This is a genomic window from Xanthobacter sp. 91 (assembly GCF_000702385.1).
In the GTDB taxonomy this organism is placed as follows: domain Bacteria; phylum Pseudomonadota; class Alphaproteobacteria; order Rhizobiales; family Xanthobacteraceae; genus Xanthobacter; species Xanthobacter aminoxidans.
In genome coordinates, this window is record NZ_JNIB01000001.1 from 3,914,226 (window position 1) to 3,941,080 (window position 26,855).

The window sequence follows — 26,855 nt, forward strand, 5'->3', positions numbered from 1 at the left end:
GACTTGCGCCCCTGCGCGAGGTTCCCTCGAACTGCGAGATCGAGCTTGTCCGCTGCTGCCTTCGACACCTCAGGCGATCCCGTCCTCGACCGACGGCTCGACTGGGCGCGCGCCTTCTTGGCCGAAGCCGATTTCGCCGCCGCTGCCGAGCTCCTGGCCGAGACGGTGGAGGCGGCGCCCGCTTTCGCCGCCGCCTGGTTCCTGCTGGGCGAGGCGCGGGAAGGGCAGGGGGAGGCTGAGTCGGCGCGGGAGGCCTATGGCCGGGCGCTGGCGCTCGATCCTGCCGACCGGCTGGGCGCGGGGCTGCGCCGGGCGCGGCTCGGGGGCGAGGCGGCGGAAGGCGTGATGTCGGCGGCCTATGTGCGCACCCTGTTCGACCAATATGCCGACCGCTTCGACACGGCGCTGCGCGAGAAACTCGCCTATCGCGGCCCGGAGCTGCTGCTGGAGGCGGTGCGGGCCGCCTGTGCCACCCAGGGGCGCGACGTCCGCTTTGGTGCGGCGCTGGACCTCGGCTGCGGCACCGGCCTCGCCGGCGTGCTCTTCGCGCCGCTCGTGGAGCGGCTCGACGGGGTGGACCTCTCCCCCGCCATGCTGGAAAAGGCCCGCGCGCTCGGCCTCTATGCCGCCCTCGAAGCCGGCGAGATGGGCGCGGCGCTGGGGGCGATGCCGGCCGGCGGCCTCGATCTCGTCCTCGCCGCCGACGCGCTCTGCTATGTGGGCGACCTCGCCCCCATCTTCCACGCCGCGCGGGCGGCGCTGGCGCCGGGCGGCCTCTTCGCCTTCACGCTGGAGACGCACGAGGGCGAAGGCGTGCTGCTGCGCGAGACGCTGCGCTATGCCCATGGGGAGGACTATGTCCGCACGCTGGCGGCGGAGGCGGGGCTTACCGTCGTGCTGCTGGAGCGGGCCTCCACCCGCTCGGAGAAGGGCGTGCCGGTGCCGGGGCTGGTGGGCGTGCTGGCGGCCGGCTGAGCCGTTCAGGCCCTGGCCGAGGCGCCCCGCCCGGCGACCAGCGTGATGACCAGCGCCCCCACGCACAGGATGAGCCCGGTGGCACAGACGGCGGCCCATCCGCCCCATGTCCACGCCATCGTGGCGACGGCCGAGCCGAAGGCGCCGCCGAGGAACATGGTGCCCACGAGGATGGTGTTGAGCCGCGCCCGCGCCGCCGGCCGCAGGGCGAAGATGCGGTGCTGGTTGCCCACCAGCGCGCTCTGGATGCCGAGGTCGATCAGCACCACGCCCACAGCGAGACCCGCCAGTTGCGGCCACAGCGAGAAGAACAGCCACGCGGCGAGCGCCAGCACGGCGCCGAGCACCACCACGCTGGCAGGCCCCCGCCGGTCGGTGAAGCGGCCGAACAGCGGCGCGGCGAGCACGCCCACCAGCCCGAGGATGCCGAACAGGCCGGCCGCCTCCGAGCCGAGGCCGAACGGCGGCCCTTCCAGCCGGAAGGCGAGGATGGTCCAGAAGGCGATGAAGGAGGCGAAGATCAGCGCCTGCGTGATCGCCGCCCGCCGAAGCGCCGGGAACTCTTTCCACAATCCGAGGAGCGAGCCCATGAGGCTGGCATAGCTCAGCCCGCCCTCCGGCTTGCTGCGGGGGAGCATGGCGGCCATCAGGCCCGCGGCGGCGAGCGCCATGGGCACCGCCAGCCAGAACATGGCGCGCCAGCCCGCGTGGGCGGCGACGAAGCCGGCCAGCGTGCGGCTGAGCAGGATGCCGGCGAGGATGCCGGACAGCACCGTGCCTACCGTCGCCCCGCGCTTCTCCGGTGGCGCGAGATGGGCGGCGAACGGCACGATCTGCTGCGCCACCGTGGAGCCGAGGCCGAGCAGCAGCGAGGCGGCCAGCAATGCCGCAGGCCCTTGGGCCAAGGCGGACAAGGCGGCGGCGGCCGCCACCGCGACGAAATGCAGGACGATGAGCCGCCGCCGTTCCAGCTGATCAGCCAAAGGCACCAGCAGGAACAGGCCGGCGGCATAGCCGAGCTGCGTCACGGTGGGCACCAGCGGCGTCAACGGGCCGGGCAGGTCGGCCTCCATCACCGCCAGCATGGGCTGGTTGTAATAGATGTTCGCCACGGCGACGCCGGCTGCGGCGGCCATGGCAAAGATGCGGGCGAAGCCCAGCTGGTTCGGGCTCGGGGCGGAAGCGGGCATGGGCGGTCTCTGGCCGGGGCGGCCGGGGCAGGGCAGACGGCGCGGGCTGGCGAAGAGGCGCCCAGAGGCCCGCAGCTCAGTCTGTCGGGGATAAGTTGCGGCGCAGCATAGCCCATGCCCGCCATGCTCGCGAGTGGGGCGCGCGCGCAGCCGGCATCCATGCTGCCCGCGCGATGCAGAGCTGAGATCGCGCGCCGTCCCGTCGAGGTTCCGGCTGCGCTCAGGCCACCGGCAGGGAGAAAGGCTCGCCCTCGAAGGCGTCGGCGCCGCGACCGATCGAGTGAATGGCGGCAACCATCCGGCCCTCCCGCTGCAACGCTGCATCGGCGAGCGACACGATGCGCGGGTTCGGCGTCGCCGTTGGCGAGGCGTGGCGCAGGCGCTGGGCCAGCTCCATCTCGTCGCGGTCGGGCAGCAGCGCGCAGAGCGTGGCATAGGCCGCCGCCGTGGAGCGGGAGATGCCGGCATAGCAATGGATCACCAGCGGCGTCTGGCGCGGCCAGGCGCGCACGAACTCGAACAGTTCGAGCATGTGCGCCTCGCCCGGCGCCACCAGCCCCTCGATCTCCTCGGCGATGTCGTTGATGCCGAGGAAGAGGTGGTTGGTGGGGTCGACGTTGCTCGGCCGGGTCAGCACCGTGCCGCCATTGATGAGGGTGATGACATGCCGCGCGCCGGTCGTCGCGACCGTATCGTGCAGCTTGGCGAGGGAGCAGACATGGATCATGGCGCAAGCTCCTCGAATCTCTTGAGGAAACGGGCTTTCGCCGTTTCCGCCTCCCATGGGGTGAGATAGTCCTTTTCCACCCCAGCGTCGAGGCGGGCGGGGTGGCCGAAGAAGGCTTTCGCCTCCTCTTCCGCAAATCCCGCCAGACGCGTCGCCTCGAAATAGGCCGAGGCACGGTCCGCCGCCTTGACGATCTTCAAAAGTTGATCGGGCCAGCCCACCGGCAGAGAGAAGCGCACGCAGATGGCATTGAGGAGGCGCGCCTCCACGGTCTTGTAGTCGCCCCCCAGCACCGCCTTGAAGGGGGAGATCATGTCGCCGATGACGTATTCCGGCGCGTCGTGCAGCAGCACGCACAGGCGCCAGCGGGCGTCCAGGTCCGGATGGGTGCGGCGGGAAATCTTCTCCACCAGCAAAGAGTGCTGGGCGACGGAGAAGATGTTGGCGCCCGATGTCTGGCCGTTCCAGCGCGCCACGCGGGCGAGACCGTGGGCGATGTCCTCGATCTCCACGTCGAGGGGGGAGGGGTCGAGCAGATCGAGCCGGCGGCCGGAGAGCATGCGCTGCCATGCGCGCGGCGCGGCGCCGGCACGACGGGAGGTCGTCTTTGCAACGGGTTTGGCAACGGGTTTGGCGGGGACGTCTGGCTCAGTCACGAATCGCGTGCTCCTCGGATCGGGGAAAGGTAAGCTCCGGCCGAAACCTCACAAGCCGCCCGTCACGGCTCCGGCTGCATCGCCTCGCCCGAGATCCTTCATGTCCGACACCCTGGATAGCGAAACGGCCGTTCCCCCGCGGGTCGAGGTGCGCCCGACGCTCGCCGCCAGCGCCGCCGTGTTCCGCGGCCCCCTCGTGCTGCTCGCCCGCCGCGCCGCCAATCCCGGCGCCGGCCTGTGGAGCCTGCCGGGTGGACGGGTGGAGCCGGGCGAGACGGTGGCCGAGGCCGCCGTGCGCGAGTTGATGGAAGAGGTGGGGGTCGAGGCCGAGATCGTCGGCCTCGCCGCCGCCCGCGATATCATCGTGCGCAACCGGGAGGGGGAGCTGAAGGCGCATTTCGTGGTCCTCGCCCACGCCGCCCGCTGGCGCGGCGGGGAGCCGAAGCCCGGCGCGGAAGCCGCCGAGGTCGGCTGGTTCCGACCCAACGAGGTCGCCGCCCTCACCACCACCGAGGGGCTCGCCGAGGTGGTGGCCAAGGCCGCGCTCCTGATGGGCGAGATGTGAACCGCCGGTTGGCCCCCTTGACCGCGCGCGCCGCGCGCCGCAGGAGTGGCGGCGGAACCATGATGATGCGCGCGCTCGCCCTTCTCCTGACTGCCGGCCTCATGCTCGCCGGCCCCGCCGCGTCCCGCGCCGCCGGGCCGACGGAAGGCGCGCCCCCGCCCTATGACGGCGACCTGATGCGCCTCGCTGAGATTCTCGGCGCCCTGCATTACCTGCGGCCCCTGTGCGGCGTCACCGCCGAAGCCCAGCGCTGGCGCAACGAGATGCAGGCGCTCATCGACACCGAGCAGCCCTCGGACGCCCGCCGCTCCAAGATCATCGCCAGCTTCAACCGCGGCTATTCCAGCTATGCCGAGGTCTACCGCAGCTGCACGCCCGCCGCGCGCATGGCGGTGGATCGCCAGCTCGACGAGGGCGGGCGGCTAACTCACGAAATCGTGGTGCGGTATGGGGGGAATTGACCCCTTCTGTGTTAACCTTTTGGTCAGAACTCGCCTGAATCCCCCAGCGTGAAGTGCTAGATATCCGGTGCGCCGTTCGGTTCTGCGGCGTGGAGGCAGCCAAACGTGTCCACCTTGACCAACCCCGTCATCGACCTGCCCGAAATCTCGGACATGGCCGCCGATGACCGCCACGCCGCCTTGACCTATCTGAACGATGCGTGGGTCGAGGCCGTGCGCGAAGGGCTGGACGAGGACTGCCTGGTGCAGGCCGCGCTCTTCACCGCCCTGCGCAGCCTCGTCGCCACCTATGGCGAGGCCGCCAGCTCCGAATATATGGCGCGCGTCGCCGAGCGGGTCGCCGCCGGCGAATACACCGTGGTCAGCCGCTCGCACTGAGCGGCGCGGCGAGCCCCCCTCGCCGCTTCCATGATCGTCGCATTCCTCCCGCCGGGCGTTCTCGCGAACGTCCGGTTTTTTCTTGTGCGCCGGTGCCAAAAGAAAACCGGCGCCCCGAGGGACGCCGGCTTGGTCCTGGTTTCGCTTTCGCCGCCGTCATCCCCCGGCTTGTCCGGGGATCCACGGTGCGGCCGGGCTGGATCTTCGTCGGTCCCACCGCTCCATCGGCCCGGTGGATGGCCCGGACGCGCCGGGCCATGACGGTGACGATGAAGGGCGCCTGAGACGTGCCCTCAGGCCGCGTCGCGCTTGTTCTGGCGGTTGCTGATGAGGTCTTCCACCACGCCGGGATCGGCCAGCGTCGAGGTGTCGCCGAGGCTGTCGAACTGGTCTTCCGCGATCTTGCGCAGGATGCGGCGCATGATCTTGCCCGAGCGGGTCTTGGGCAGGCCCGGCGCGAACTGGATCAGGTCGGGCGAGGCGATGGGGCCGATTTCCCGGCGCACCCAGGCCACCAGCTCCTTGCGCAGCTCCTCGGTGGGCTCCTCGCCGTCCATCAGGGTGACGTAGGCATAGATGCCCTGGCCCTTGATGTCGTGCGGGAAGCCGACCACGGCGGCCTCGGACACCTTCGGATGGGCGACGAGGGCGCTTTCCACCTCCGCCGTGCCCATGCGGTGGCCGGAGACGTTGATGACGTCGTCCACGCGGCCGGTGATCCAGTAAAAGCCGTCCGCGTCGCGGCGGCAGCCGTCGCCGGTGAAGTACTTGCCGGGATAGGTGGCGAAGTAGGTCTGCTCGAAGCGCTCATGGTCGCCGTAGACCGTGCGCATCTGGCCCGGCCAGCTGTCGGCGATCACGAGGTTGCCCTCGCAGGCGCCTTCCAGCACGCCGCCCGCCGCATCCACCACTTCCGGCTGCACGCCGAAGAAGGGACGGGTGGCCGAGCCGGGCTTGAGCTTCGTCGCGCCGGGCAGGGGGGTGATGAGGATGCCGCCGGTCTCGGTCTGCCACCACGTATCGACGATGGGGCAGCGCTCCTCGCCGACCACGCGGTAGTACCACTCCCAGGCTTCGGGATTGATGGGCTCGCCCACCGAGCCGAGCAGGCGCAGGGAGGCGCGGGAGGTCTTCTTCACCGGCTCCTCGCCCGCCTGCATCAGCGAGCGGATGGCGGTGGGGGCGGTGTAGAAGATCGACACCTGATGCTTGTCGATCACGTCCCAGAAGCGGGACACGCTCGGATAGTTCGGGATGCCCTCGAACATGAGCGTGGTGGCGCCGTTCGCGAGCGGGCCATAGACGATGTAGGAATGGCCCGTCACCCAGCCCACGTCGGCGGTGCACCAGTAGATGTCGCCGGGGTGATAGTCGAACACGTACTGATGCGTCATGGACGCATAGACGAGATAGCCGCCGGTGGTGTGCAGCACGCCCTTCGGCTTGCCGGTGGAGCCGGAGGTGTAGAGGATGAACAGCGGATCTTCCGCATTCATCGGCTCGGCCGGGCATTCGTCCGTCACCATGGCGGCGGCTTCGTCGTAATAGACGTCGCGGCCGGGGGTCATGTCCACCTTGCCGCCGGTGCGGCGCACCACGATCACGTGGTCCACGCCGCCGTCGATCTGGTTCACGGCCGCGTCCACATTGGCCTTCAGCGGCACCTTGCGGCCGCCGCGCAGGCCCTCGTCGGCGGTGATGACGACCTTCGAGCCGCAATCGGCGATGCGCCCGCCGAGGCTGTCCGGCGAGAAGCCGCCGAACACGATGGAGTGAATGGCGCCGAGCCGCGCGCAGGCGAGCATGGCGAACGCCGCCTCGGGGATCATCGGCAGATAGATGGTGACGCGGTCGCCCTTCTCCACGCCGCGGTTGCGCAGCACGTTGGCGAGCTTGTTCACCTCGGAGGACAGCTCACGATAGGTGATCTTGCGGCTCTCGTTGGGGCTGTCGCCCTCCCAGATGATGGCCACCTGGTCGCCGCGGGTCTCGAGGTGCCGGTCCACGCAATTGTAGGCGACGTTTGTCACGCCGTCTTCGAACCACTTGATGGAGACGTGGCCCGGGTCATACGAAGTGTTCTTCACCTTCGTGTAGGGCGTGAACCAGTCGATCCTTTTGCCGTGCTCGCCCCAGAAGGCGTTCGGGTCGTTGACCGAGGCGGCATACATGGACTTGTAGTGCGCGTCGTCCACATAGGCTTTCTGGGCCCACTGGGACGGAACGTCATAGACCTTGTCGGACATTCTTCTGCCTCCCTCGCGCGGACCGCTTCGTCCGCTGTCCATCATTCACGGCGGTACCCGCCTTGGTTGGGGCGGATTATGCTGAGCGCCTCGACGCTTCACAAGGCACCGCCGGTCAAGACTTTGGGCTCATAGCCCTTGGTTGGTCCCCGGGGTGCGCACCGCCGTGGCGGCGCGCGATGCCGCAGCCGGCGCGGCTCCCGCGATCCGCCCGCCGGGCGTATAGACAACCGCCCGCGATGCGCCCGCAAAAAACGCCCCAGGAAACGCCCCGGCAAACGCCCGACAGGATACACCCGATGGACCTCTGGACCCGTCTTCTCGTCCTTCTTGCCGGCCTGTTCGGTGCGGCCGGTGTCGCGGCCGCGGCTGCTGCGGCCCATGTGGGCGGGGGCACCAACCTTGAGACCGCGTCGCACTTCCTGCTGTTCAACGCCGCGACGCTGGCGGCGCTGGTCGCTCTTGCCCTCCAGCTCACGCGCGGGGGCGTGCTGCTGAAGGTGGGGGCGAGCGCCATCGCGCTCGGCACGCTTCTCTTTTCGGGCGATCTGGCCGCAAGGGCCTTGATGGACGTCAAGCTCCTGGGCGGCAGTGCGCCATTTGGCGGCAGCCTGATGATCCTCGGCTGGCTGATGGTGGCGGCGACCGCGCTGCTCGCCCGGCGACACTGAGCCGGTCCGGCCTTACAGCCTGCGGGCGGCGACGCGGGCCTCGGCCCAGCTGATCAGGGCGTCGAGCCGATCGCCCCCGTCCAGCGCGAGGCTGACGGGCAGGTTCGCGATCTTCGCGCTGACGGTGTACGCGAAGCCGATCCGGACGAAGTCCTTCTGCGTCGTCACCAGCCGCGCGCCGAGGCGCCGCGCCTCCGCCGCGAGGCGGGCGATCTCGTCCGTCCGGTAGGGATGATGGTCGGGGAAGGCGTGGCGCGCGACCACATTGAGCCCTTCCGCCTCCAGCGTGGCGAAGAACTTCTCCGGCCGTCCGATGCCGGCGAAGGCGACGAGAGGCTTGCCCCTGAGCGCCGCGACGGCCGAGGGCTCCGGCGCGAGGTGCCCGTGCAGCACGGCCAGATCCGCCGCGCGGGCCAGCCCGGCCACCGTCTCGCCGGGCGCGCCGTCGCCGATCAGCAGCAGCGCATCGGCCTTCTCGATCTGCGGGGCCAGCGGAGCGCGCAGCGGCCCGGACGGGGTGACGCAGCCGTTGCCCACGCCGACGCCGGCATCGATCACCAGCAGCGTGCAATCCTTGTGGAGGGAGGGGTTCTGGAAGCCGTCGTCCATCACCACATGGCTCGCGCCGGCCTTCACCGCCAGCCGCGCGCCACCCAGCCGGTCCCCGCCGGCGACGATGGTGGGCGCATGAATGGCGAGCAGCAGGGCTTCGTCCCCCACATCCGCCGCGGTGTGGGAGGCTGGATCGACCCGAAGGGGGGCCTTGGCCTTGCCGCCATGGCCGCGCAGCAGGGCGAAGGGCTGCGCGCCGCGCGCCTTGAGCCGTTCGATGAGGGCGATGGCAGTGGGGGTCTTGCCCGCGCCGCCGACCGTGGGATTGCCGATGCAGATCACCGGCACGTCCACCATGCCGCCGGCCTCCCCGAGCCGGCGCAGCGCGACGCCGCCGATGACGGCGGCGACCGGAGAGAGCATAGCGGCGGCAAGGCCCGGCCGGTCGCGCCACCAGAAGGCGGGCGCGCGCAGCATCAGCGGGCCTGCAGGCGGATGTGGACGAGATAGGGCTCGATGGCGACCAGCGTGCGGTCCAGCGCGCCGCCCAGCGAGGTCACGGCAGCGTGGGCCGCATCGGCCATCTCGCCGTGCAGCTGCGGGTCCTTGATGAGGGCATAGGCGGCGCGGGCGATGCCCAGTGCATCGGTGACTTCCGCCGCGCCTTCGTCGGCATCGAGCCGCTCGTAGATGTTGGCGAAGTTCCAGACATGGGGGCCGTGCAGCACCACCGCGCCGAGCTTCGCCGGCTCGATCGGGTTCTGCCCGCCATGCTCCACCAGCGAGCCGCCCATGAAGACCACCGGCGCCATGCGATAGAAGAGGCCCAGCTCGCCGATGGTGTCGGCGATGTAGATGTCGGTTTCCCGGTCCGGCAGCTCGCCGAGGCTGCGCTGGCGGGTGGCGAGGTCCGCCGCCTGGGCGAGCGCCGCCACATCCAGCCCGCGCTCGGGATGGCGCGGGGCGATCACCGTCACCAGCTCCGGGATCTTGGAGGTGAGGATCTCGTGCGCCTCGATCATCAGCGCCTCCTCACCCTCATGGGTGGAGGCGGCGAGCAGGATCGGCCGCTTGCCGAGCGCCTTGTCGAGCCGCTGGAGTTCGGCCGTGTCGGCGGAGGGGGGCGGCACGTCGAATTTCAGGTTGCCGCAGACTTCCACCCGCGGCGTACCCAGCGCCCGGAAGCGCGCGCCGTCCTCCTCGCTCTGGGCGAGGCACAGGTCCACGCGGGAGAGCAGCGCCCGCGCGCTCTTGGGAAGCTTTTTCCAGCGGGTGGCGGAGCGTTCGGACAGCCGGCCATTGACCAGCACGACGGGCGTGCCACGGCGGCCCAGCTCGGCGAGCAGGTTCGGCCACAGTTCGGATTCGGCCAGCAGCACGAGGTCCGGGGTCCAGTGGTCGAGGAAGCGGGCGACGAAGGCGCGGGCGTCCAGCGGCACGAACTGGTGGATGACGCCGGGGGGCGCCCGCCGCTCAGCCACGCGGCTGGAGGTGAGCGTGCCGGAGGTGAGCAGCACGCGGAAGCCGCGCTGGGAGAGCCGCTCGATCAGCGGAAGGACGGAAATGACTTCGCCGACGCTGGCGCCATGCACCCACACCAGCGGGCCCGGGGGGCGCTCGGTGCTGGCATAGCCGCGCCGCTCGGCGAGGCGCGCCGGGTCTTCCTTGCCCTTGCGGACGCGATAGGAGAGCCAGGCCGGCGCCAGCAGCGCCGCCACGGAACTCGCCCGCCGGTAGGCCCGGAGGGTGAGAGGCAGCTTGCGCCCCTTCATGTCGAGGCCTTCATCGACGAGAGGTCCGTGCGGCCAGCGCCTCGGCCCGGCGGGTCACGTCCTCAAGGCTGGCCTGCACCTGATCGCGGGCGGCGAGGAGGCCGGCCTCGTCCACGTCGCGGTCGACCCAGATCGGCGCACCGGCGACGGCGGCACCCTTCCCGAACGGCAGGTTCAGGCTGGCACGGTCCCAGCTCTTCAATGTGATGCGATTATGGGTCGCCATGGCGACGGGGATGATAGGGCGTCCCGAGTAGCGTGCAATGGTAACGACGCCCATGCCCACCTTGCGGGCGATCTTGGGCACGTCGGCGGTCATCGCCACATTGATGCCTTCCGCCAGGGTGTCCAGCATCTGGTAGGTGGCGGAGACCGCGCCCTTGCGGTGGAAGTCGCGCTTGGACGTGGCGCCGGAGCCGCGAATGGTTCCGACGCCCAGCTTCTCGGCGGCGATGGCATTGATCTCCGCATCCGCATGGCGGGAGATCAGCACCTTGGCCTTGTGGTGGGGCTTCATGGCGAACGGGGTGAGGAAATGCTGCCCGTGCCAGAAGGTGACGATCACCGGCAGGTGCTCGTCGATGGTGTCGAAGACGTCCGGGGGCTCGACGACGAAATCGGTCGTATGCGCCACCAGCTTGAAATAGGACGCAAACGTCGTTCCCGCTGCCACCTTGAAGGCGCGGTTTGTCCTCAGTCGCCGCCACATCTTATGGTTTGCCCACTGTTGTTGCGTCCCGCACCGGGTGAGGGACGAGGAACCCGATCTTCACCCGCCCTGAACCTTGCCGGTTTCCGGATCGAGGAGGCGGTGGAGGTGTACCACGAAGTAGCGCATCATGGCGTTGTCCACCGTCTGCTGCGCCTTGGCCTTCCAGGCCGCCGTTGCGCTGGCATAGTCGGGATAAATGCCGACGATGTCGAGCTTGCTCAGATCCTTGAACTCGGCGCTGTCGATTGCGGTGAGCTCCCCGCCGAAAACCAGGTGGGGCAACTGCTTCTTCGTCTCAGTCATGGCGTATCCAATGCGGCTTTGAAAGAAACGGGTGCGCCCATCGCCTCGAGCGCGGCCTGGTGCAGCGGCGCACCGGCGCAGACGAGGGGGGCGTGGCTGGGAATGGGCGCATTGTAGCGCAGCGCAATGCCGTCGTGGCCGGTGAGGCGGCCCTGCGCCTCCGTGACGACGAGGTCGGCGGCGGCCAGATCCCAGTCATTGGAATTGCCGCCGGCGAAGGCGACGTCGATTTCGCCGGTGGCGACCCGCGCGAGGCGCAGCGCCAGCGAGCGGATGCGTGGCAGGCGCTCGATGGGGGCGGCGCGGGCGATGCGGTCGAGATCGGCCGGCGGGCCGGCGACCCGGGCTCCTTCCAGCCGCGCGCGGGAGGCGACGGCGAGGGCGCGGCCGTTGTGGAAGGCACCGGCGCCGGCAATGGCGGTGAACATTTCGTCGGTGGCCGGGGCGAACAAGGCGGCGGCCACCGGCCGTCCCGCTTCCACCAGCGCCACGGACACCGCCCAGTCGCTGCCGGCAGCCATGAAGGCGCGGGTGCCGTCGATGGGGTCCACCACCCACAATCTCGAGGCCGAGAGGCGCGCGGGCGTATCGGCCGATTCCTCGGACAGCCAGCCGGCGGCGGGATCAAGCGCCGTCAGGTGCTGACGCAGGAAGGCGTCCACCGCCATGTCGGCCTCGGTGACGGGGGAATTGTTGCCCTTGGTCCAGGTCTTCACGCCGGCCGCGAACATGCCGCGCGCCATCTCGCCGGCCTCGGCCACCGTATGGACCATACGGCGGGCGAAGGCGTCGTCGATGGCGAAACGGGGATGATCCCCGCCGCCGGCGCGCGTCGGTTCGGTGCTCATTGCCTGCCAAATAGGGGCGCGGACGCCGCGAGGCAAGCCATCTCATGCTGCACCGCGTCAATCGGACCGCCCCGAAGGGTGTCCTTACGGCAGGAGAGGGAGGATGGTGTTGGGCAGGAGGGTGTCGAGGGCGAGGCCCACGAACAGGATCAGGCCGGCATCGCGATTCGACTTGAAGACGGCGAGGCAGCGCTCGGGATCGTCGATGTCGAGCCGGCGCACCTGCATCCACAGGTGAATGGCGAAGCCGATCAGCCCGAGATAGGCGAACGGCCCCACCGGTACCGACATGAGCGCCGCGGCGAACAGGAACACCACCAGCGCATAGCACAGCGACACGGCAAGGCCGGTGCTGCGCCCGAACAGGAGGGCGGTGGAGCGCACGCCGACGATGGCGTCGTCCTCCTTGTCCTGATGGGCATAAATGGTGTCGTAGGCGAACACCCACAGCACCGAGCCGGCGAACAGCAGCAGGGCGGGATCGGCGATGGTGCGCATGACGCTCGCCCAGCCCATCAGCGCGCCCCAGGAGAAGGCGATGCCGAGAATGAGCTGCGGCACCGAGGTCACGCGCTTCATCAGCGGGTAAACGGCCACCACGCCGAGGGAGGCGATGCCGGTGACGATGGCGAAATGCGGCAGCGAGAGCAGCACCGCGAGGCCGACAAGGGCCTGAAAAACCAGAAACGCGAAGGCGGCGGGAACGCTCACCTGTCCGGATGCGACGGGGCGGCCGCGGGTGCGCGCCACCTGCCGGTCTATCTTGCGGTCGAGGATGTCGTTCCAGGTGCAGCCCGCCCCGCGCATGGCGACGGCGCCGATGGCGAACAGCACCAGCAGCTTGGGCGAGGGATAGGGGTCGTCATTGGCGATGGCGGCGAGCGCCGTGGACCACCAGCAGGGCAGGAGCAGGAGCCACGACCCGATCGGACGGTCCATCCGCGCGAGTCGCAGGTATGGCCGCACCGGGCCAGGGGCCAGGCGCTCCACCCAGTTACCACGCGGGGCATCGGCGATCGGCGGGGCGGCAGCCCCTTCGCGGGCACTCAATCCGGCGACCTCACTTCAGTGCGTTGCCGTTGAGGGTGCCGAAGACGCCAGTGTTCTTCCCCGCATCGATGCTGTAGCCGGTGGTGATCCCGAGCGCGCTGGACATGGAGCCCTGCGGCGGCGGCTTGTTCGGCCCGCCCACGCCGGACGCGCCGTTGGCTGCGGCCTCGCAGACCCGGTTGCGGATGTCCACGGTCTTCTTGTTGGAGGCGGCGGCCTGATCGACGGCCTGCTGCGGGATCTGGCACCAGTCCTTGTTGTCGGTGAGGAACTTCACCCATTTCTGCTCGGCGGCGGCGAAGGCGCGGAACGCGGGGCAGAGCACCTGCGGGTCCTTCTCCTTCTTGTTCACCACCGCCTGCAGGGCCTTGCCCTTCTCCTCCAGTTCACCGCGAACCGACGCGACATCGGTCTGGCAATCCGCGAGCGCGACGCCGGCGGACAGCGCAGTCGCGACCAGAGTGGCCGAAATCGCGAGCGTGAACGTCTTCATGAGGCAGAGCCCCTCCTCATCGGGATCCTCTCGGACCGCAGGTTTGATATACAGACCCCCAACTTTGGGCAATATCACGGCGGAACGCGCGGAAAGCTACCACGCATTCCCTAACGGAGTGCATCTGCGCTTGACGGACCCCTTGCGCGTGGGTAATTTCGCGCAACTTTTGAAAGGGACAGCGCGGCCATGCGCAAGATCGTTATTCTTCTCGTAGGGTGGTGCGCCACTTTCCGTCCGGCCTGAGGCCGTGGCGAATGAAGTGGCGCGTGACGAGGGGCCTTCGGGCCCCTTCGTCGTTTCTGAGCCGGGGCGCCGGCGCGGAATTTCAGGATCGAGCCGGGCCGCAGGCCGGGTGGAGACAAGGATAAAAGTCCGGCGAAGCGCGCCGGCCGGGACCGGATGGTTCCCGCAGGGAGTTGCACCATGAGCAAGCAGATGACCGGCGCCGAGATGGTGATCCAGGCCTTCGCCGACCAGGGCGTCGAGCACATCTTCGGCTATCCCGGCGGTGCCGTGCTGCCGATCTACGATGCGCTGTTCCACCAGAACCACATCGAGCACATCCTGGTGCGGCACGAGCAGGCGGCGGTGCATTCGGCCGAGGGCTATGCCCGCTCCTCCGGCAAGGTCGGCGTGGTGCTCGTCACCTCCGGCCCCGGCGCCACCAATGCCGTCACCGGCCTTACCGACGCGCTGATGGATTCCATCCCGATCGTCTGCATCACCGGGCAGGTGGCCACCCACCTCATCGGCAACGACGCCTTCCAGGAATGCGACACGGTCGGCATCACCCGCCCCTGCACCAAGCACAATTACCTCGTGCGGGACGTGAACGACCTCGCGCGCGTGCTGCATGAGGCCTTCTATGTCGCCCAGAACGGCCGGCCCGGCCCGGTGGTGGTCGACATTCCGAAGGACGTGCAGTTCGCCACCGGCACCTATGTCGGCCGCGAGAACATCCAGCACAAGACCTACCGGCCGAAGCTCGACGCCGAGGCGCCGCAAATCGCGGCGGCGGTGGAGATGCTGGCCGGGGCGAAGCGTCCCATCTTCTACACCGGCGGCGGCGTCATCAATTCCGGTCCCGAGGCGAGCCGCATCCTGCGCGAGCTGGCGCGCCTCACCGGCGTGCCCGTCACCTCGACCCTCATGGGTCTCGGCGCCTTCCCGGCGGCCAACCGCCAGTGGCTGGGCATGCTGGGCATGCACGGCACCTATGAAGCCAACATGGCCATGCACGGCTGCGACGTGATGGTCTGCATCGGCGCGCGCTTCGACGACCGCATCACCGGCCGCCTCGACGCCTTCGCGCCGGGCTCCAAGAAGATCCACATCGACATCGACCCCTCGTCCATCAACAAGAACGTCAAGGTCGACCTGCCCATCATCGGCGACTGCACCCGCGTGCTCGCTGACATGCTCGCCGCCTGGAAGGCCCGCGACCTGTCCATCGACAAGGCGGCGCTGGATGCGTGGTGGACGCAGATCGACCGCTGGCGGGGGCGCAACTGCCTCGCCTACCGGCAGTCGGACGAGATCATCAAGCCGCAATACGCCATCGAGCGGCTCTACAATCTCACCAAGGACAAGGACGTCTACATCTCCACCGAGGTGGGCCAGCACCAGATGTGGGCGGCGCAGTTCTTCCGCTTCGAGGAGCCGAACCGCTGGATGACCTCCGGCGGCCTCGGCACCATGGGCTACGGCCTGCCCGCCGCCATCGGCGCGCAGAAGGCGCATCCCGATGCCCTGTGCATCGACATCGCCGGCGAAGCCTCCATCCTCATGAACATGCAGGAGATGTCGACCGCCGTGCAGTTCGACCTGCCGGTGAAGATCTTCATCCTGAACAACAAGTACATGGGCATGGTGCGCCAGTGGCAGGAGCTGCTGCACGGCGCGCGCTACTCCCACTCCTATTCCGAGGCGCTGCCCGACTTCGTGAAGCTCGCCGACGCCTATGGCGGCGTGGGCATCCGCTGCGACAAGCCTTCGGATCTGGACGCCGCCATCGAGGAGATGATCGCCATCAAGCGGCCGGTGATCTTCGACTGCATCGTGGACCAGCAGGAAAACTGCTTCCCCATGATCCCCTCGGGCCGCGCCCATAACGAGATGATCCTCGGCGACATGGCCGTGGACCTCGACGAGGCCATCACCGACGAGGGCAAGATGCTGGTGTGAGGCGGGCCCTTTCGCTTCCTCCCCTCTCCCCTCGCGGGAGAGGGGCTGGGGGTGAGGGGGTGAGGCCGCCGGGTCGAAACGCCCGGCGCTGGCCAAGCTGAACCATACCCCTCACCCCATCCCTCTCCCGCAAGGGGAGAGGGAGCCTCTTCCCCCGCGCCCTCACGCCATTCCATCCGAGACACCCATGCCCAACTCTTCCGAGCCCATCGAGCGCCATACCCTCTCCGTCCTGGTCGACAACGAGCCGGGCGTGCTGGCGCGCGTCATCGGCCTGTTCTCCGGCCGCGGCTACAACATCGACAGCCTGACGGTGTCCGAGGTGAGCCATGAGGGGCACCTCTCGCGCATCACCATCGTCACCACCGGCACGCCCATGGTGATCGAGCAGATCAAGAACCAGCTCGACCGCCTCGTGCCCGTGCACCGGGTGCGCGACCTGACCGTGGAGGCCTCGGCGCTGGAGCGCGAGCTGGCCATGGTGAAGGTGCGCGGCGTGGGCGAGGCCCGTGGCGAGGCGCTGCGGCTCGCCGAGGCCTTCCGCGCCCGCGTCATCGATGCGACCCGCGAGAGCTTCGTGTTCGAGATCACCGGCAAGTCGGACAAGATCGACCAGTTCGCCTGGCTCATGGAGCCGCTCGGCCTCGTGGAGGTGGCGCGCACCGGCGTGGTGGCCATCTCCCGCGGCCCGGAGGCCATGTGAAATGGGCCATGTGAGGACCGCGGCCTGACAATGTGACCAATCGGAAACAGGCGTTCACCGGCAGCGGTGCCGGGCGAAACGCCTGTTTCCATTTGCCGCGATCCGGTGCAAAGGAGCCGCGGCCATCCCCCAATTCGAGATAACGCCCATAAGGAGACCACGATGCGCGTTTATTACGACAGCGACGCCGACCTGAACCTGATCAAGGGCAAGAAGGTCGCCGTCATCGGTTATGGCAGCCAGGGCCATGCCCATGCGCTCAACATGCGCGACTCGGGCGTGAAGGATGTCATCATCGGCCTGCGTCCCGGCTCCGCCTCCGCCAAGAAGGCCGAGGCCGAGGGCTTCAAGGTGATGGCGCCCGCCGAAGCCGCCAAGATCGCCGACGTGGTGATGATGCTCACCCCCGACGAGCTGCAGGGCGACATCTATCGCGAGAGCCTCGCCGACAACATGAAGCACGGCGCGGCGCTGCTGTTCGCCCACGGCCTCAACGTGCACTTCAACCTCATCGAGCCCCGCAAGGACCTCGACGTGCTGATGGTCGCCCCCAAGGGCCCCGGCCACACCGTACGGTCCGAGTATCAGCGCGGCGGCGGCGTGCCGACCCTCATCGCCATCGCCCAGGACGCCTCGGGCAACGCCCATGACCTCGGCCTCTCCTACGCCTCCGCCATCGGCGGCGGCCGCGCCGGCGTCATCGAGACCACCTTCAAGGAAGAGTGCGAGACCGACCTCTTCGGCGAGCAGGTGGTGCTCTGCGGCGGCCTCGTGGAGCTGATCCGCGCCGGCTTCGAGACGCTGGTGGAAGCCGGCTACGCCCCCGAGATGGCCTATTTCGAGTGCCTCCACGAGGTGAAGCTGATCGTCGACCTCATCTATGAGGGCGGCATCGCCAACATGAACTACTCGATCTCCAACACCGCCGAATACGGCGAGTACGTCACCGGCCCCCGCATCATCACCGCCGAGACCAAGGCCGAGATGAAGCGCGTGCTGAACGACATCCAGTCCGGCAAGTTCACCCGCGACTGGATGCTGGAGAACAAGGTCAACCAGGCCTCCTTCAAGGCCACCCGCGCCCGCGTCAACGCCCACCCCATCGAGGAAGTCGGCGAGAAGCTGCGCGCCATGATGCCCTGGATCAAGGCCAAGGCCCTCGTGGACAAGTCCAAGAACTGATCCTCACGCGCTGAGGCAGGCCCCGGAGCGGCGAAGGCTGCTCCGGGGCTTTTTTATGGGCGGGGCTTGGTGGTGGCTATTTCCCGCCCGGCGTGCTCTCGCTCTCCACCGCGAATGCCATGAACCGGGCGATGCGCCAGAGGCCGTCGGCGTCGCGGCGGAAGATGTCCATGCCTTCGTCGCGCGAAAGCGGATTGCCGCCCGGCCGCTCGGTGAGCACCCAGGTGAGGCGCACCACGGCGAGGTCGCCGGACACCAGGATTTCGTGGATCTGGCAGACATAGGCGAGCTTGCCGCCGGACCTCGCCAGCGCCTTCGCGATGCGCGCGCAGACGGCCGCCTTGTCCCCTGCGGGCGCGCCCTGGACATCCGATTTCAGATCGTCGGCGAACAGGTCGCAGGTGGCGGCGGCGTCGCCCCGGTTGAACGCCTCGGTCCAGGCGGCGAGGCGGGCGCGGATGGCGGCTTCCGCGGCGCGGTCCGCCGCTGAACGGTCCTCGGCATGGGCGAGGGCCGGCGCGAGGAGGAGAGCGAGGACAAGGACGGCGCGGCGCAGCATCTCGCAGGTCTCCGCGCCGGCGGGCGCGGAACGACTAGAGCACCGCCGCCCGCCAGCCGGCAACCGTCAGTCCACAATGCGCGCCTGGATGGTCAGGATGTCCCAGGCCGGCGCCTCCGGCGGGTTGGCGTAGACGGTGGTGAAGCTGCCCACGGTGCCGTCCGGCCCGACCGTGCGGCGGGGCTGGTCGCCGATCTCCGCGCCATGCACCTCGATCAGGATAGCGGGAGCGGTGGACGAGCCGTTGGCGATGGCGAGCCCGTCCCCGTCCTTGGGCGCGAAGGCATCCACCGCGCCCGCACCGAGGCATTTCGAAGCCGCCCGTGCCACCGGCGGTGCGCCGTCCGGCAGCGCGAGACGCTGGCGCACGACCTCGCCGCGCAGCACGCCGGCCAGTTCCCATACCATCTGCTCGCTCACCGGCAGCGCGGCGCCGGGGGCGAGCACGGTGGCGATGACCGTGAAGCGGGTCATCTGGTCCGCATAGAGCTGGTATTGCCGGAACGGCGCGCCGTCGAGCCGGGCGAACACCTCCGGCAGCCAGTCGTCCTGCGCCACCAGCCGGGCCATGAGGTCGCGGCCGATCATCAGGATCTCGCGCGGATCGTCCGCCAGTTCCACCATGGACTGGATGTCCCAGCAAAAGCGACGGAGCGGCTCGGGCGGGTCGGCCGTCATCGCGCGGCCATCCCGAAGCTGGGGACCGCTGCGCGTCGTCTGCTTTGCGACACGCCGGGGGCGCGCCCTTGATGTGCGTAATCTCGTTGGAAAAACAATGGCATGACCAGACCCGTCCAAGGCACGTCGCGCGTTCGGATCGCGCGATGGCGAGCGACGCAAGAATAGGGCCGGGGACTGTCCGGGACGGGTGGATACGACGCGCCGCGCGATCGGGGGAACGCATCAGTGTGCGCCTGCAATGATGCGATGCAAAAGATGTCGGGCGAAATTGCGAAGACAAGTAAAAGTGTTTTTTATCAGTTGTTTATGACGTAAAATGCATTTCCCATTCTCCCCGTTGACAACCTATTTCGCTACAAATAGCCTTTTGTCCGACAAAGCGTCCTTTTGAGGATTTTCCGCCCGCGATGGAACGGTTCGACCGCATCAAGGTCCCTTCCGCCTACGAGATGGTCGCCGAGGCCATCGAGGCCGAGATCGTGTCCGGCCGGCTGCGGCCGGGGGACGAGATCGGCACAGAGGCGGCGCTGGTGCGGCAGTTCGGGGTGAACCGCTCCACGGTGCGCGAGGGTATCCGCGTGCTTGAGCAGGGCGGCCTCGTGCGGCGGGAGGCGAGCCGCAAGCTGTTCGTCTGCGAGCCGCGGGCCGGCGGCCTCTCCACCCGCATCAGCCGCGCGCTGGTGCTGCAGGACGTGACATTCCGCGAATTGTTCGACACCGCCATGGTGCTGGAAGTGGGGTCGGTCGAAGGCGCGGTCGTCCATGCGGATGCGGACATGCTGGCGGCGCTGGAAGATAACCAGGAGCGCCTCGAGGCGGCGGTGAACAATCCCGTCGTCGTGGCCGAGCTGGATTCGGAATTTCACGCGCTCCTCGCCCGCGCCTGCGGCAACCGCGTGCTGGAGATGGCGCGCGAGCCCGCCGCCTTGCTGTTCTTTCCCTCCACGGAGATGATCTGCCGGAGGGTGCCCGAGGGCGCCGGGCGCATGGCGCAGGCGCACCGCTTCATCATCGACGCCGTCAGGGCGCGCGACCTTGAACTCTCCCGCACCTGGATGCGCCGGCATCTGGTGGACTGGCGCAAGGGCTTCGTGCGGGCCGGCCGCGAGATTGACGAGCCAGTGGAGCGCATCTTCGCGCGCTATGCGCTGAGCAAGTCGCAGAGTTGAGGTGAAGTAAAGCCAAGATGATCGCCGGAAAACCGGCGGCTTTGGAGGGAATGCCTTGGAACACGTCAACTCGGTCCCTGTGGCCGGGCGGCGCCCGTGCGCCAGCCCGCGGCCGGGGGAGGGCGCATGAACGCCGCGCCAGCCTCTGCGGCAACGCCTGCGCCCGTCGCCGCGCATCTGGCGGTGGACGGCCTCGGCCTGTGGTTCGGCGGGCTCAGGGCGCTCACCGATGTGTCCTTCGAGGTGAAGAAGGGCTCCATCACCGCCCTCATCGGCCCGAACGGCGCCGGCAAGACATCGCTGTTCAACTGCATTTCCGGCTTCTACCGTCCGCGCACCGGGGCGATCCGCCTCGACGGCGCGGACATCACCCGCACCCACCCGCCGGAGCGGGCGAAGGCGGGGCTGGCGCGCACCTTCCAGAACATCGCGCTCTTCAAGGGCATGACCGTGCTCGACAACATCAAGCTCGGTCGGCACGCCCACATGAAGACCAACCTGTTGCAGGCGCTGACCTATTGGGGCGCGGCCCGGGCCGAGGAGATGGAGCTGCGCGCCGAGGTGGAGCGGCAGATCATCGATTTCCTCGAGATCGACCACATCCGCAACAAGCCCGTCGCCTCGCTCTCCTACGGCCTCCAGAAGCGCGTGGAGCTGGCGCGCGCGCTGGCCATGCGTCCGCGCCTCCTGATGCTGGACGAGCCCGTCGCCGGCATGAACCGGGAAGAGACCGAGGACATGGCCCGCTTCATCCTCGACGTGAAGGAAGAGTGGGGCATCTCCATCCTCATGGTGGAGCACGACATGGCGATGGTGATGGACATCTCCGACCATGTGGTGGTGCTGAATTTCGGCAAGGTCATCGCGCAGGGGCTGCCCGCCGAGGTGCAGGGCAATCCGGAAGTCGCCGCCGCTTATCTCGGCTCCGGCGATCCGGCCGAGCTGATGCGCCGCCTCTCCGGCGTGGGGGAGGCGGCCTGATGGATTGGCTCTTCTTCACCGAGGTGACACTGGCGGGGCTCGGCTCCGGCGCGTTGCTATCGCTCACGGCCCTGTCCTTCGTGCTGATCTACAAGGCGACCCGCGTCATCAATCTCGCGGTGGGCGAGATCTTGATGCTGGGCGGCTATCTCTTCTTCGCCTTCGTCACCGCCTTCGGCCTCGCCACATGGCTCGCCATTCCGCTCGCCATTGCCGGTGGTGCGCTGTTCGGCTTCGTGGTGGAGCGCACGCTCATCCGGCCCATGCTGGGGGAAAGTTCCATCTCGGTGCTGATGCTCACCGTGGGGCTCGGGTCCGTGCTCATCGGCGCCACGGAGCTGATCTGGAACACCGATCCGCGTGCGCTGCCGGACTTCATGGGGCAGGCGCCGGTGTTCATCGGCGAGGCCTATGTCTCGCGCAAGATCGCCATCGGCTTCGTGGTGTCCGCGCTGGTGATCGCCCTGTTCCTGCTGCTGTTCCGGTTCTGGCGCGGCGGCGTCGCTTTGCGCGCCACGGCGACCGACCAGGCGGCGGCCTATTCATGCGGCATCAACGTGCCGGCGGTGTTCTCGCTGGCCTGGATGGTGGCCTGCGCCACCGCCGCCGGGGCGGGGCTGCTGGTGGGCGCCATCGGCGGCATCTCGCCCACCATGGGCGTGTTCGGCCTCTCGGCGCTGGTGGTGGTCATCATCGGCGGGCTGGACAGCGTGCTTGGCGCGCTCGTCGGCGGCATCCTCATCGGCCTCGTGGAGGCGTGGGCCGGCACCTTCCTCGGCGGCGAGTACAAGCTCGTCACCACCTTCTCCATCCTCATCGCGGCGCTGATGATCCGGCCCTACGGCCTGTTCGGCACCGTGGAGATCGAGCGGCTCTGATGCGCATCGCAACCGCCAAGGAAACCTACATCGCCGACGAGGGGCTGCTCGTCACCTCGACGCAACGGGCGTGGATGGGCGTGCTCCTCGCCATGCTGGTGCTCGCGCCCTTCGTGCTCAACCAATACTGGCTTTATCTCGCCTGCCTCGTCGCCATCAACGTGGCGAGCGCGACGGGGCTCAACATCCTCACCGGCTTTACTGGCCTCGTCAGCCTCGGGCAGGCGGCCTTCATGGCGGTGGGGGCCTATACGGTCGCCTTCTTCGAGGGGCAGGTGGGAACGCCCTTCCTCCTCAACATCCTCGCCGCCGGCCTCGTGTCCGCGCTGGTGGGTGTGCTGGTGGGCATTCCCAGCCTCAGGGTGAAGGGGCTCTATCTCGCCATCGCCACCATCGCGGCCTCGGTGATCCTGCATTTCGTCTTCACCCACTGGGTGTCGGTGACGGGCGGCGTGCGCGGCATCAATGTCGCGCCGGCGCGTTTGTTCGGGCTGGAACTGGCGAGCCCGTTCGCGCTCTATTTCGTCATCGTGCCCATCACCTGCCTGATGGTGCTGGGCGCGGCGAACCTGTTCCGCACCCGCATCGGCCGCGCCTTCATCGCCATCCGCGACCGGGACATCTCGGCCGAGGTGCTGGGCATCCCGCTGCTGCGCTACAAGCTGATGAGTTTCGCCCTCTCGTCCTTCTACGCGGGCGTGGCGGGCGGCATGTGGGCCTATTTTTTCCGCGTGGTGACGCCGGAGAGCTTCCCCTTCGCTACCTCCATCTTCTTCCTCGCGGCGGTCATCGTGGGCGGGCTCGGCACCATCATCGGCTCGGTGCTGGGCGCGGCCTTCATGACGCTCGTGCCGGAGCTGCTGAAGTATGTGGTGGACTGGCTCGCGCCCATCTTCCCCAATGCCGGCGCGGCGCTCTCGCCGGTGCGCACCATCGTGTTCGGCGCGCTCATCATCCTGTTCCTCGTCTTCGAGCCGCATGGACTTGCGGAAATGGTGCGCCGCGCGCGCCGCTTTTTCCATCTGTGGCCGTTCCGCACATGACGCAAGAAAAGACCAAGTAAAAAGATCCAAGGGAGAAAACGCCAATGACCAGTCTCAACAGACGCCAGATCATGGGCCTCGCCGCCGGCGCCGGCCTTGCCTCCGCCTTTCCCGGCTTCACCGCTTATGCGCAGGAGAAGGAGATCGTCATCGGCGGCTCCATCCCACTCACCGGCGTGTTCGCCTTCGCCGGCGTCGCCATCGAGGCGGGCATGTCGGACTATGTGAAGCTCACCAACGAGGCCGGCGGCATCGCCGGGCGCAAGCTGCGCCTCGCCTATGAGGACACCGCCTACAAGGTGGATACGTCCGTTGCGGTGTTCAACAAGCTCACCACCCAGAACGACATCCATCTCTACTATGGCGACAGCACCGGCTTCGCCAAGACCATCAACGAGGAGCTGAACCGCCGCGGCACCATCATGATGGCCGGCGCGTCCTTCGGCAGCGAGCTGAACGATCCCGCGAAGTATCCGTTCCAGTTCATGGCCGGGCCGGACTATGTGGAAATGTTCGCCATCCTGCTCGAATACATCGCCAAGGCGCAGCCGGGCGCGAAGCTCGTCTTCGTGAACTCGGACACCGAATTCGGCCGCGACCCCATCGAGGCGAGCGTGAAGCGGGCGAAGGCCATGGGGCTCGATGTGGTGGCGCAGATCGTCACCCCGCCCACCGCCGTGGACGTCTCCACCGAGGTGCTGAAGCTGCGCCGCGCAAACCCGGACTTCACCATCTTCCACGGTTATGTGCTGGCGCCGCTGCCGGAATTCATGTCTCAGGCCAAGCAACTCGGGCTCAAGACCAAGTTCATGGGCACTTTCTGGTCCATGGACAACTCGCTATGGGCCAATGTCGGCGCGCCGGCGGACGGCTTCATGGGCGTGATGCCCTACCGTTACTATTACGACACTGCTCCGGATGCGCCGATCCTCGACAAGATCCGCAAGCTCCGCCCCACCTATCAGGCGACGGGCTACATGCAGGGCTTCCTCACCGCCATGCTCATGGGCGAGGCGGCAAAGCGCACGCTCGCCGCCGGGCAGGAGCTGAACGGCAAGACGCTGAAGGCCGCGCTCAATTCCATCAAGGACTTCGACACCGGCGGCATCATCGGCGTCCCGATCTCGGTGCCCGGAAATTCCGTCCCCGTCGGCCGCATCTACCAGTTCAACGCCGCCGACAAGCAGATGAAGCCGGCATCCGACTGGATCAGCCTGAAGAAGTGATTGATATGACCGCGCACGCCATACTCGACATCTCCAACATCGAGGTCGTCTACAACAAGACGATCCAGGTGCTGCGCGGCCTGTCGCTGAAGGTGGAGGCCGGGAAGGTGGTGGCGCTGCTGGGCTCCAACGGCGCCGGCAAATCCACCACCCTCAAGGCGGTGTCCGGCCTTCTCGCGCTGGAGGACGGCGACGTCACCTCCGGCGCCATCACCTTCGACGGTGCGCCGAGCGGCGCGCTGAAGCCGCACGACCTCGTGCGCCGCGGCCTGTTCCACGTGATGGAGGGGCGGCGCATCTTCGAGGACCTCACGGTGGAGGAAAACCTCGTCGCCGCCACCTATGCGCTCACCGGGCGCAAAACGAAGCCCTCGTCCTTCGACGCGGTCTACGAGTATTTCCCCCGCCTGCACGAGCGCCGCAACGGCCGCGCGGGCTATCTCTCCGGCGGCGAGCAGCAGATGCTGGCCATCGGCCGCGCGCTGGTGGCGGAGCCGAAGCTGATCCTCCTGGACGAGCCCTCCCTCGGCCTGTCGCCCAAGCTGGTGGAGGAGATCTTCACCATCATCGCCCGCATCAATCGCGAGCGGGGCGTCTCCATGCTGCTGGTGGAGCAGAACGCGGCGGTGGCCCTCGCCGTCTCGCACTACGGCTACATCATGGAGACCGGCAAGATCGTGCTGGACGGCCCCACCGAGCGGCTGATGGCGGACCAGGACGTGCGCGAATTCTACCTCGGCATGGCCGGGGAGGCGGGGGCGAAAAGCTACCGCGACATCAAGCACTACAAGCGCCGCAAGCGCTGGCTTTCGTGAGCGCGCGACCATGACCGCACCCACCTTCCCCGATCTCACCCTGCCGCAGATGCTGCGTCTCAATGCGCAGCGCATCGGCCCGCGCACCGCCATCCGCCAGAAGGATTTCGGCATCTGGAATCCGGTGTCGTGGCAGGCCTATTTCGAGCGCGCGGCCCTCGCCGGCCACGGCCTGCGCGCCCTCGGCCTGCCCGAGGGCGGGCATGTGGCGGTGCTCTCCGAAAACCGCATCGAATGGGTGCTGACGCAGCTCGGCGCCGGCCTTCTCGGGGCGGTCACGGTGGGTGTCTACCCCACCAGCCCGGCCAATGAGGTGGCCTATGTGCTCGGCCATGCGGAGGCGGAAATCGTCGTCTGCGAGGACCAGGAGCAGGTGGACAAGGTGCTGGAGCGCCGGGCCGAACTGCCCAAGCTCCGGCGCATCGTGGTGGTGGAGAAGAAGGGCCTGCGCACCTACGCGGGCGGCGAGGTGATCGCCTTCGACACGATGATCGAGATGGGCGCCGCCCATCGCGCGGCCCAGCCCGGGATCATCGAGGACGCGCTGGCGCGTCAGTCGCTCTCCGATGTGGCGCTGATGATCTATACTTCGGGCTCCACCGGAAAGCCCAAGGGCGCGATGCTCACCTATCGCAACCTGCGCGCCGAGGCGATCGCGCTCGCCGAGCGGCTGGGGCTGGATGAAACCACCACCCACGTCTCCTATCTGCCGCTCTGCCATGTGGCCGAGCAGATGCTCACCACCATGGCGCCCATCTATCTGGGATCGCAGGTGAATTTCGGCGAGAGCATCCGCACCATCCAGGAGGACCTGCGGGAGGTCGCGCCCTCCATGTTCCTCGGCGTGCCGCGCATCTGGGAGAAGCTGGCGGCCTCCATCACCATCAAGATGATGGAGGCAGGCGGCCTGCGCCGCGCGCTGTACGAACGCCTCGTGAAGGCGTGCGAGCCGTTCGCCGAGAAGCACCCGTCGAAGCGCTCGCTGAAGGAGCGGGCGCTCTTCTTCGTGGCCTACCTGCTTTTCTTCCGCGCGCTGCAGAACTTCATCGGCCTCAGGCGCGCGAAGGTGGCGATGACCGGCGCGGCGCCCATCTCGCCCAATATCGTGCGTTTCTTCCGCACCCTCGGCGTGCCTCTGGTGGAGGTCTACGGCGCCACCGAGACCACCGGAATGTGCACCGGCCAGCGGCTCACCGATCTCCGCCCCGGCTGCGTCGGCCCGGCCGCGGAGGGCATGGAGGTGAAGCTCGGCCCGCACAACGAACTCATGGTGAAGGGCGACCTCGTCTTCGCCGGCTACTACCGCAACGAGGAGGCGACGGCCACTGCGCTCCGCGACGGCTGGCTGCACACCGGCGATGTGGTGGAGATTGTGGGCGATCAGGTGAAGATCGTCGATCGCCTGAAGGACATCATGATTACAGCGGGCGGCAAGAATTTGAGCCCGTCGGAGATCGAGAATGTCGCGAAGTCTAGCGTCTTCATCAAGGAATGCATCGTCATCGGCGAGGCGCGCAAATATGTCTCCGCGCTCATCCAGATCGATTTCGAGACGGTGGGCAAGTGGGCGGAAGAGAAGTCGCTCGCCTACACCAATTTCCGCAATCTCGTCGAAAACTCGCAGGTTCGCGCGCTGATCGAGGGCGAGGTCGCCAAGGCCAATGCGGAGCTGGCGCAGGTGTCCCACATCCGTCGCTTCCACCTCCTCACCAAGGAGCTGGACCACGACGACGACGAGGTGACGGCGACCATGAAGATCCGCCGTTCCAACATCCAGAAGAAATACGCCACCGAGATCGAAGGCCTCTACGCCTGAGCGGCGCGGCTGCAAG

General features: G+C 68.2%; 28 protein-coding genes. 15 read left to right on the forward strand and 13 right to left on the reverse strand.

Annotated elements, in window-relative coordinates; all coding sequences use genetic code 11:
• The first annotated feature begins 45 nt into the window (after positions 1–45).
• Entirely contained in the window at positions 46–975 is a 930-nt protein-coding gene (locus tag A37E_RS0118335) for a methyltransferase domain-containing protein (protein ID WP_029557937.1), read from the forward strand.
• Positions 976–980: 5 nt separating this feature from the next.
• Here the strand turns inward: A37E_RS0118335 and A37E_RS0118340 are convergent, their stop codons facing one another.
• The 3 genes from A37E_RS0118340 to A37E_RS0118350 all read right to left on the reverse strand — a co-directional run bounded on the left by A37E_RS0118340 (position 981) and on the right by A37E_RS0118350 (position 3,452).
• Positions 981–2,165 (reverse strand): MFS transporter, encoded by a 1,185-nt coding sequence (locus A37E_RS0118340; protein WP_038193363.1) that lies wholly within the window; start codon positions 2,163–2,165, stop codon positions 981–983.
• 220 nt (positions 2,166–2,385) lie between these two features.
• The gene (locus tag A37E_RS0118345; RefSeq protein WP_024279665.1) at positions 2,386–2,892 is read right to left on the reverse strand and encodes a tyrosine phosphatase family protein; all 507 of its coding nucleotides are present in this window, start codon (positions 2,890–2,892) and stop codon (positions 2,386–2,388) included.
• The gene (locus A37E_RS0118350) at positions 2,889–3,452 is read right to left on the reverse strand and encodes an HD family hydrolase (RefSeq protein ID WP_051679150.1); all 564 of its coding nucleotides are present in this window, start codon (positions 3,450–3,452) and stop codon (positions 2,889–2,891) included. The genes A37E_RS0118345 and A37E_RS0118350 overlap by 4 nt, the downstream gene beginning before the upstream one ends.
• 196 nt (positions 3,453–3,648) lie before the next feature.
• Between A37E_RS0118350 and A37E_RS0118355 the strand changes: the two genes are divergently transcribed.
• The 3 genes from A37E_RS0118355 to A37E_RS0118365 all read left to right on the forward strand — a co-directional run bounded on the left by A37E_RS0118355 (position 3,649) and on the right by A37E_RS0118365 (position 4,952).
• Positions 3,649–4,113 (forward strand): NUDIX hydrolase, encoded by a 465-nt coding sequence (locus tag A37E_RS0118355; protein ID WP_051679151.1) that lies wholly within the window; start codon positions 3,649–3,651, stop codon positions 4,111–4,113.
• Between the two features lie 59 nt (positions 4,114–4,172).
• Complete coding sequence (locus tag A37E_RS0118360) at positions 4,173–4,574, forward strand: TIGR02301 family protein (protein WP_029557941.1); 402 nt, start codon at positions 4,173–4,175, stop codon at positions 4,572–4,574.
• A gap of 105 nt (positions 4,575–4,679) precedes the next feature.
• Positions 4,680–4,952: a hypothetical protein gene (locus tag A37E_RS0118365; RefSeq protein WP_024279661.1), complete on the forward strand. Its 273-nt coding sequence runs from the start codon at positions 4,680–4,682 to the stop codon at positions 4,950–4,952.
• A 293-nt stretch (positions 4,953–5,245) separates the two neighbouring features.
• On the opposite strand, the gene acs is transcribed toward A37E_RS0118365, so the two are convergent.
• Complete coding sequence (gene acs / locus A37E_RS0118370) at positions 5,246–7,198, reverse strand: acetate--CoA ligase (RefSeq protein WP_029557943.1); 1,953 nt, start codon at positions 7,196–7,198, stop codon at positions 5,246–5,248.
• Between the two features lie 299 nt (positions 7,199–7,497).
• Between acs and A37E_RS0118375 the strand changes: the two genes are divergently transcribed.
• Positions 7,498–7,869, forward strand: coding sequence for a DUF423 domain-containing protein (locus A37E_RS0118375; protein WP_024279659.1), 372 nt, complete (start codon positions 7,498–7,500; stop codon positions 7,867–7,869).
• 12 nt (positions 7,870–7,881) lie between these two features.
• Here A37E_RS0118375 and lpxK read toward each other — a convergent pair whose 3' ends face one another.
• The 7 genes from lpxK to A37E_RS0118410 all read right to left on the reverse strand — a co-directional run bounded on the left by lpxK (position 7,882) and on the right by A37E_RS0118410 (position 13,599).
• Positions 7,882–8,898 (reverse strand): tetraacyldisaccharide 4'-kinase, encoded by a 1,017-nt coding sequence (gene lpxK / locus A37E_RS0118380; RefSeq protein WP_245279373.1) that lies wholly within the window; start codon positions 8,896–8,898, stop codon positions 7,882–7,884.
• A complete protein-coding gene (locus A37E_RS0118385) occupies positions 8,898–10,193 on the reverse strand; it encodes a 3-deoxy-D-manno-octulosonic acid transferase (RefSeq protein ID WP_029557945.1) in 1,296 nt (431 codons plus the stop codon). Before A37E_RS0118385 ends, lpxK begins: the two co-directional genes overlap by 1 nt.
• A 10-nt stretch (positions 10,194–10,203) precedes the next feature.
• Entirely contained in the window at positions 10,204–10,902 is a 699-nt protein-coding gene (locus tag A37E_RS0118390; RefSeq protein WP_029557946.1) for a lysophospholipid acyltransferase family protein, read from the reverse strand.
• Between the two features lie 60 nt (positions 10,903–10,962).
• Complete coding sequence (locus A37E_RS0118395; protein WP_024279655.1) at positions 10,963–11,208, reverse strand: DUF4170 domain-containing protein; 246 nt, start codon at positions 11,206–11,208, stop codon at positions 10,963–10,965.
• A complete protein-coding gene (locus A37E_RS0118400; RefSeq protein WP_081837667.1) occupies positions 11,205–12,056 on the reverse strand; it encodes a 3'(2'),5'-bisphosphate nucleotidase CysQ in 852 nt (283 codons plus the stop codon). Before A37E_RS0118400 ends, A37E_RS0118395 begins: the two co-directional genes overlap by 4 nt.
• Before the next feature lie 84 nt (positions 12,057–12,140).
• On the reverse strand, positions 12,141–13,106 hold the full coding sequence (gene ubiA, locus A37E_RS0118405) for a 4-hydroxybenzoate octaprenyltransferase (RefSeq protein WP_029557948.1): 966 nt from the start codon (positions 13,104–13,106) through the stop codon (positions 12,141–12,143).
• Positions 13,107–13,116: 10 nt separating this feature from the next.
• Positions 13,117–13,599 (reverse strand): hypothetical protein, encoded by a 483-nt coding sequence (locus A37E_RS0118410; RefSeq protein ID WP_051679152.1) that lies wholly within the window; start codon positions 13,597–13,599, stop codon positions 13,117–13,119.
• Between the two features lie 426 nt (positions 13,600–14,025).
• Between A37E_RS0118410 and A37E_RS0118415 the strand changes: the two genes are divergently transcribed.
• From A37E_RS0118415 to ilvC, 3 genes are all read left to right on the forward strand, one after another.
• Positions 14,026–15,786, forward strand: coding sequence for an acetolactate synthase 3 large subunit (locus tag A37E_RS0118415; protein WP_029557950.1), 1,761 nt, complete (start codon positions 14,026–14,028; stop codon positions 15,784–15,786).
• Between the two features lie 187 nt (positions 15,787–15,973).
• Positions 15,974–16,489, forward strand: coding sequence for an acetolactate synthase small subunit (gene ilvN / locus A37E_RS0118420; protein ID WP_029557951.1), 516 nt, complete (start codon positions 15,974–15,976; stop codon positions 16,487–16,489).
• A gap of 162 nt (positions 16,490–16,651) precedes the next feature.
• A complete protein-coding gene (gene ilvC / locus A37E_RS0118425; RefSeq protein ID WP_024279649.1) occupies positions 16,652–17,671 on the forward strand; it encodes a ketol-acid reductoisomerase in 1,020 nt (339 codons plus the stop codon).
• Between the two features lie 76 nt (positions 17,672–17,747).
• Here ilvC and A37E_RS0118430 read toward each other — a convergent pair whose 3' ends face one another.
• Together A37E_RS0118430 and A37E_RS0118435 are read right to left on the reverse strand one after the other, a co-directional pair.
• Positions 17,748–18,230 (reverse strand): nuclear transport factor 2 family protein, encoded by a 483-nt coding sequence (locus A37E_RS0118430; RefSeq protein ID WP_029557952.1) that lies wholly within the window; start codon positions 18,228–18,230, stop codon positions 17,748–17,750.
• 66 nt (positions 18,231–18,296) lie between these two features.
• Positions 18,297–18,908 carry a hypothetical protein gene (locus A37E_RS0118435; protein ID WP_038193367.1) on the reverse strand — a complete coding sequence of 204 codons (612 nt, stop codon included), beginning with the start codon at positions 18,906–18,908 and terminating at the stop codon, positions 18,297–18,299.
• A 410-nt stretch (positions 18,909–19,318) separates the two neighbouring features.
• Here A37E_RS0118435 and A37E_RS0118440 point away from each other — a divergent pair, with 410 nt between their 5' ends.
• From A37E_RS0118440 to A37E_RS0118470, 7 genes are all read left to right on the forward strand, one after another.
• Complete coding sequence (locus tag A37E_RS0118440) at positions 19,319–20,080, forward strand: FCD domain-containing protein (protein WP_029557954.1); 762 nt, start codon at positions 19,319–19,321, stop codon at positions 20,078–20,080.
• 126 nt (positions 20,081–20,206) lie between these two features.
• Positions 20,207–21,061 carry an ABC transporter ATP-binding protein gene (locus A37E_RS0118445; RefSeq protein ID WP_051679153.1) on the forward strand — a complete coding sequence of 285 codons (855 nt, stop codon included), beginning with the start codon at positions 20,207–20,209 and terminating at the stop codon, positions 21,059–21,061.
• On the forward strand, positions 21,061–21,939 hold the full coding sequence (locus A37E_RS0118450) for a branched-chain amino acid ABC transporter permease (protein WP_029557956.1): 879 nt from the start codon (positions 21,061–21,063) through the stop codon (positions 21,937–21,939). The genes A37E_RS0118445 and A37E_RS0118450 overlap by 1 nt, the downstream gene beginning before the upstream one ends.
• Complete coding sequence (locus tag A37E_RS0118455; protein WP_029557957.1) at positions 21,939–22,982, forward strand: branched-chain amino acid ABC transporter permease; 1,044 nt, start codon at positions 21,939–21,941, stop codon at positions 22,980–22,982. The genes A37E_RS0118450 and A37E_RS0118455 overlap by 1 nt, the downstream gene beginning before the upstream one ends.
• 44 nt (positions 22,983–23,026) lie before the next feature.
• Positions 23,027–24,208, forward strand: coding sequence for an ABC transporter substrate-binding protein (locus tag A37E_RS0118460; protein WP_029557959.1), 1,182 nt, complete (start codon positions 23,027–23,029; stop codon positions 24,206–24,208).
• Between the two features lie 5 nt (positions 24,209–24,213).
• On the forward strand, positions 24,214–25,023 hold the full coding sequence (locus tag A37E_RS0118465) for an ABC transporter ATP-binding protein (protein ID WP_029557960.1): 810 nt from the start codon (positions 24,214–24,216) through the stop codon (positions 25,021–25,023).
• 10 nt (positions 25,024–25,033) lie between these two features.
• Positions 25,034–26,839 (forward strand): AMP-binding protein, encoded by a 1,806-nt coding sequence (locus tag A37E_RS0118470; RefSeq protein WP_029557961.1) that lies wholly within the window; start codon positions 25,034–25,036, stop codon positions 26,837–26,839.
• The last annotated feature ends 16 nt before the right edge of the window (positions 26,840–26,855 follow it).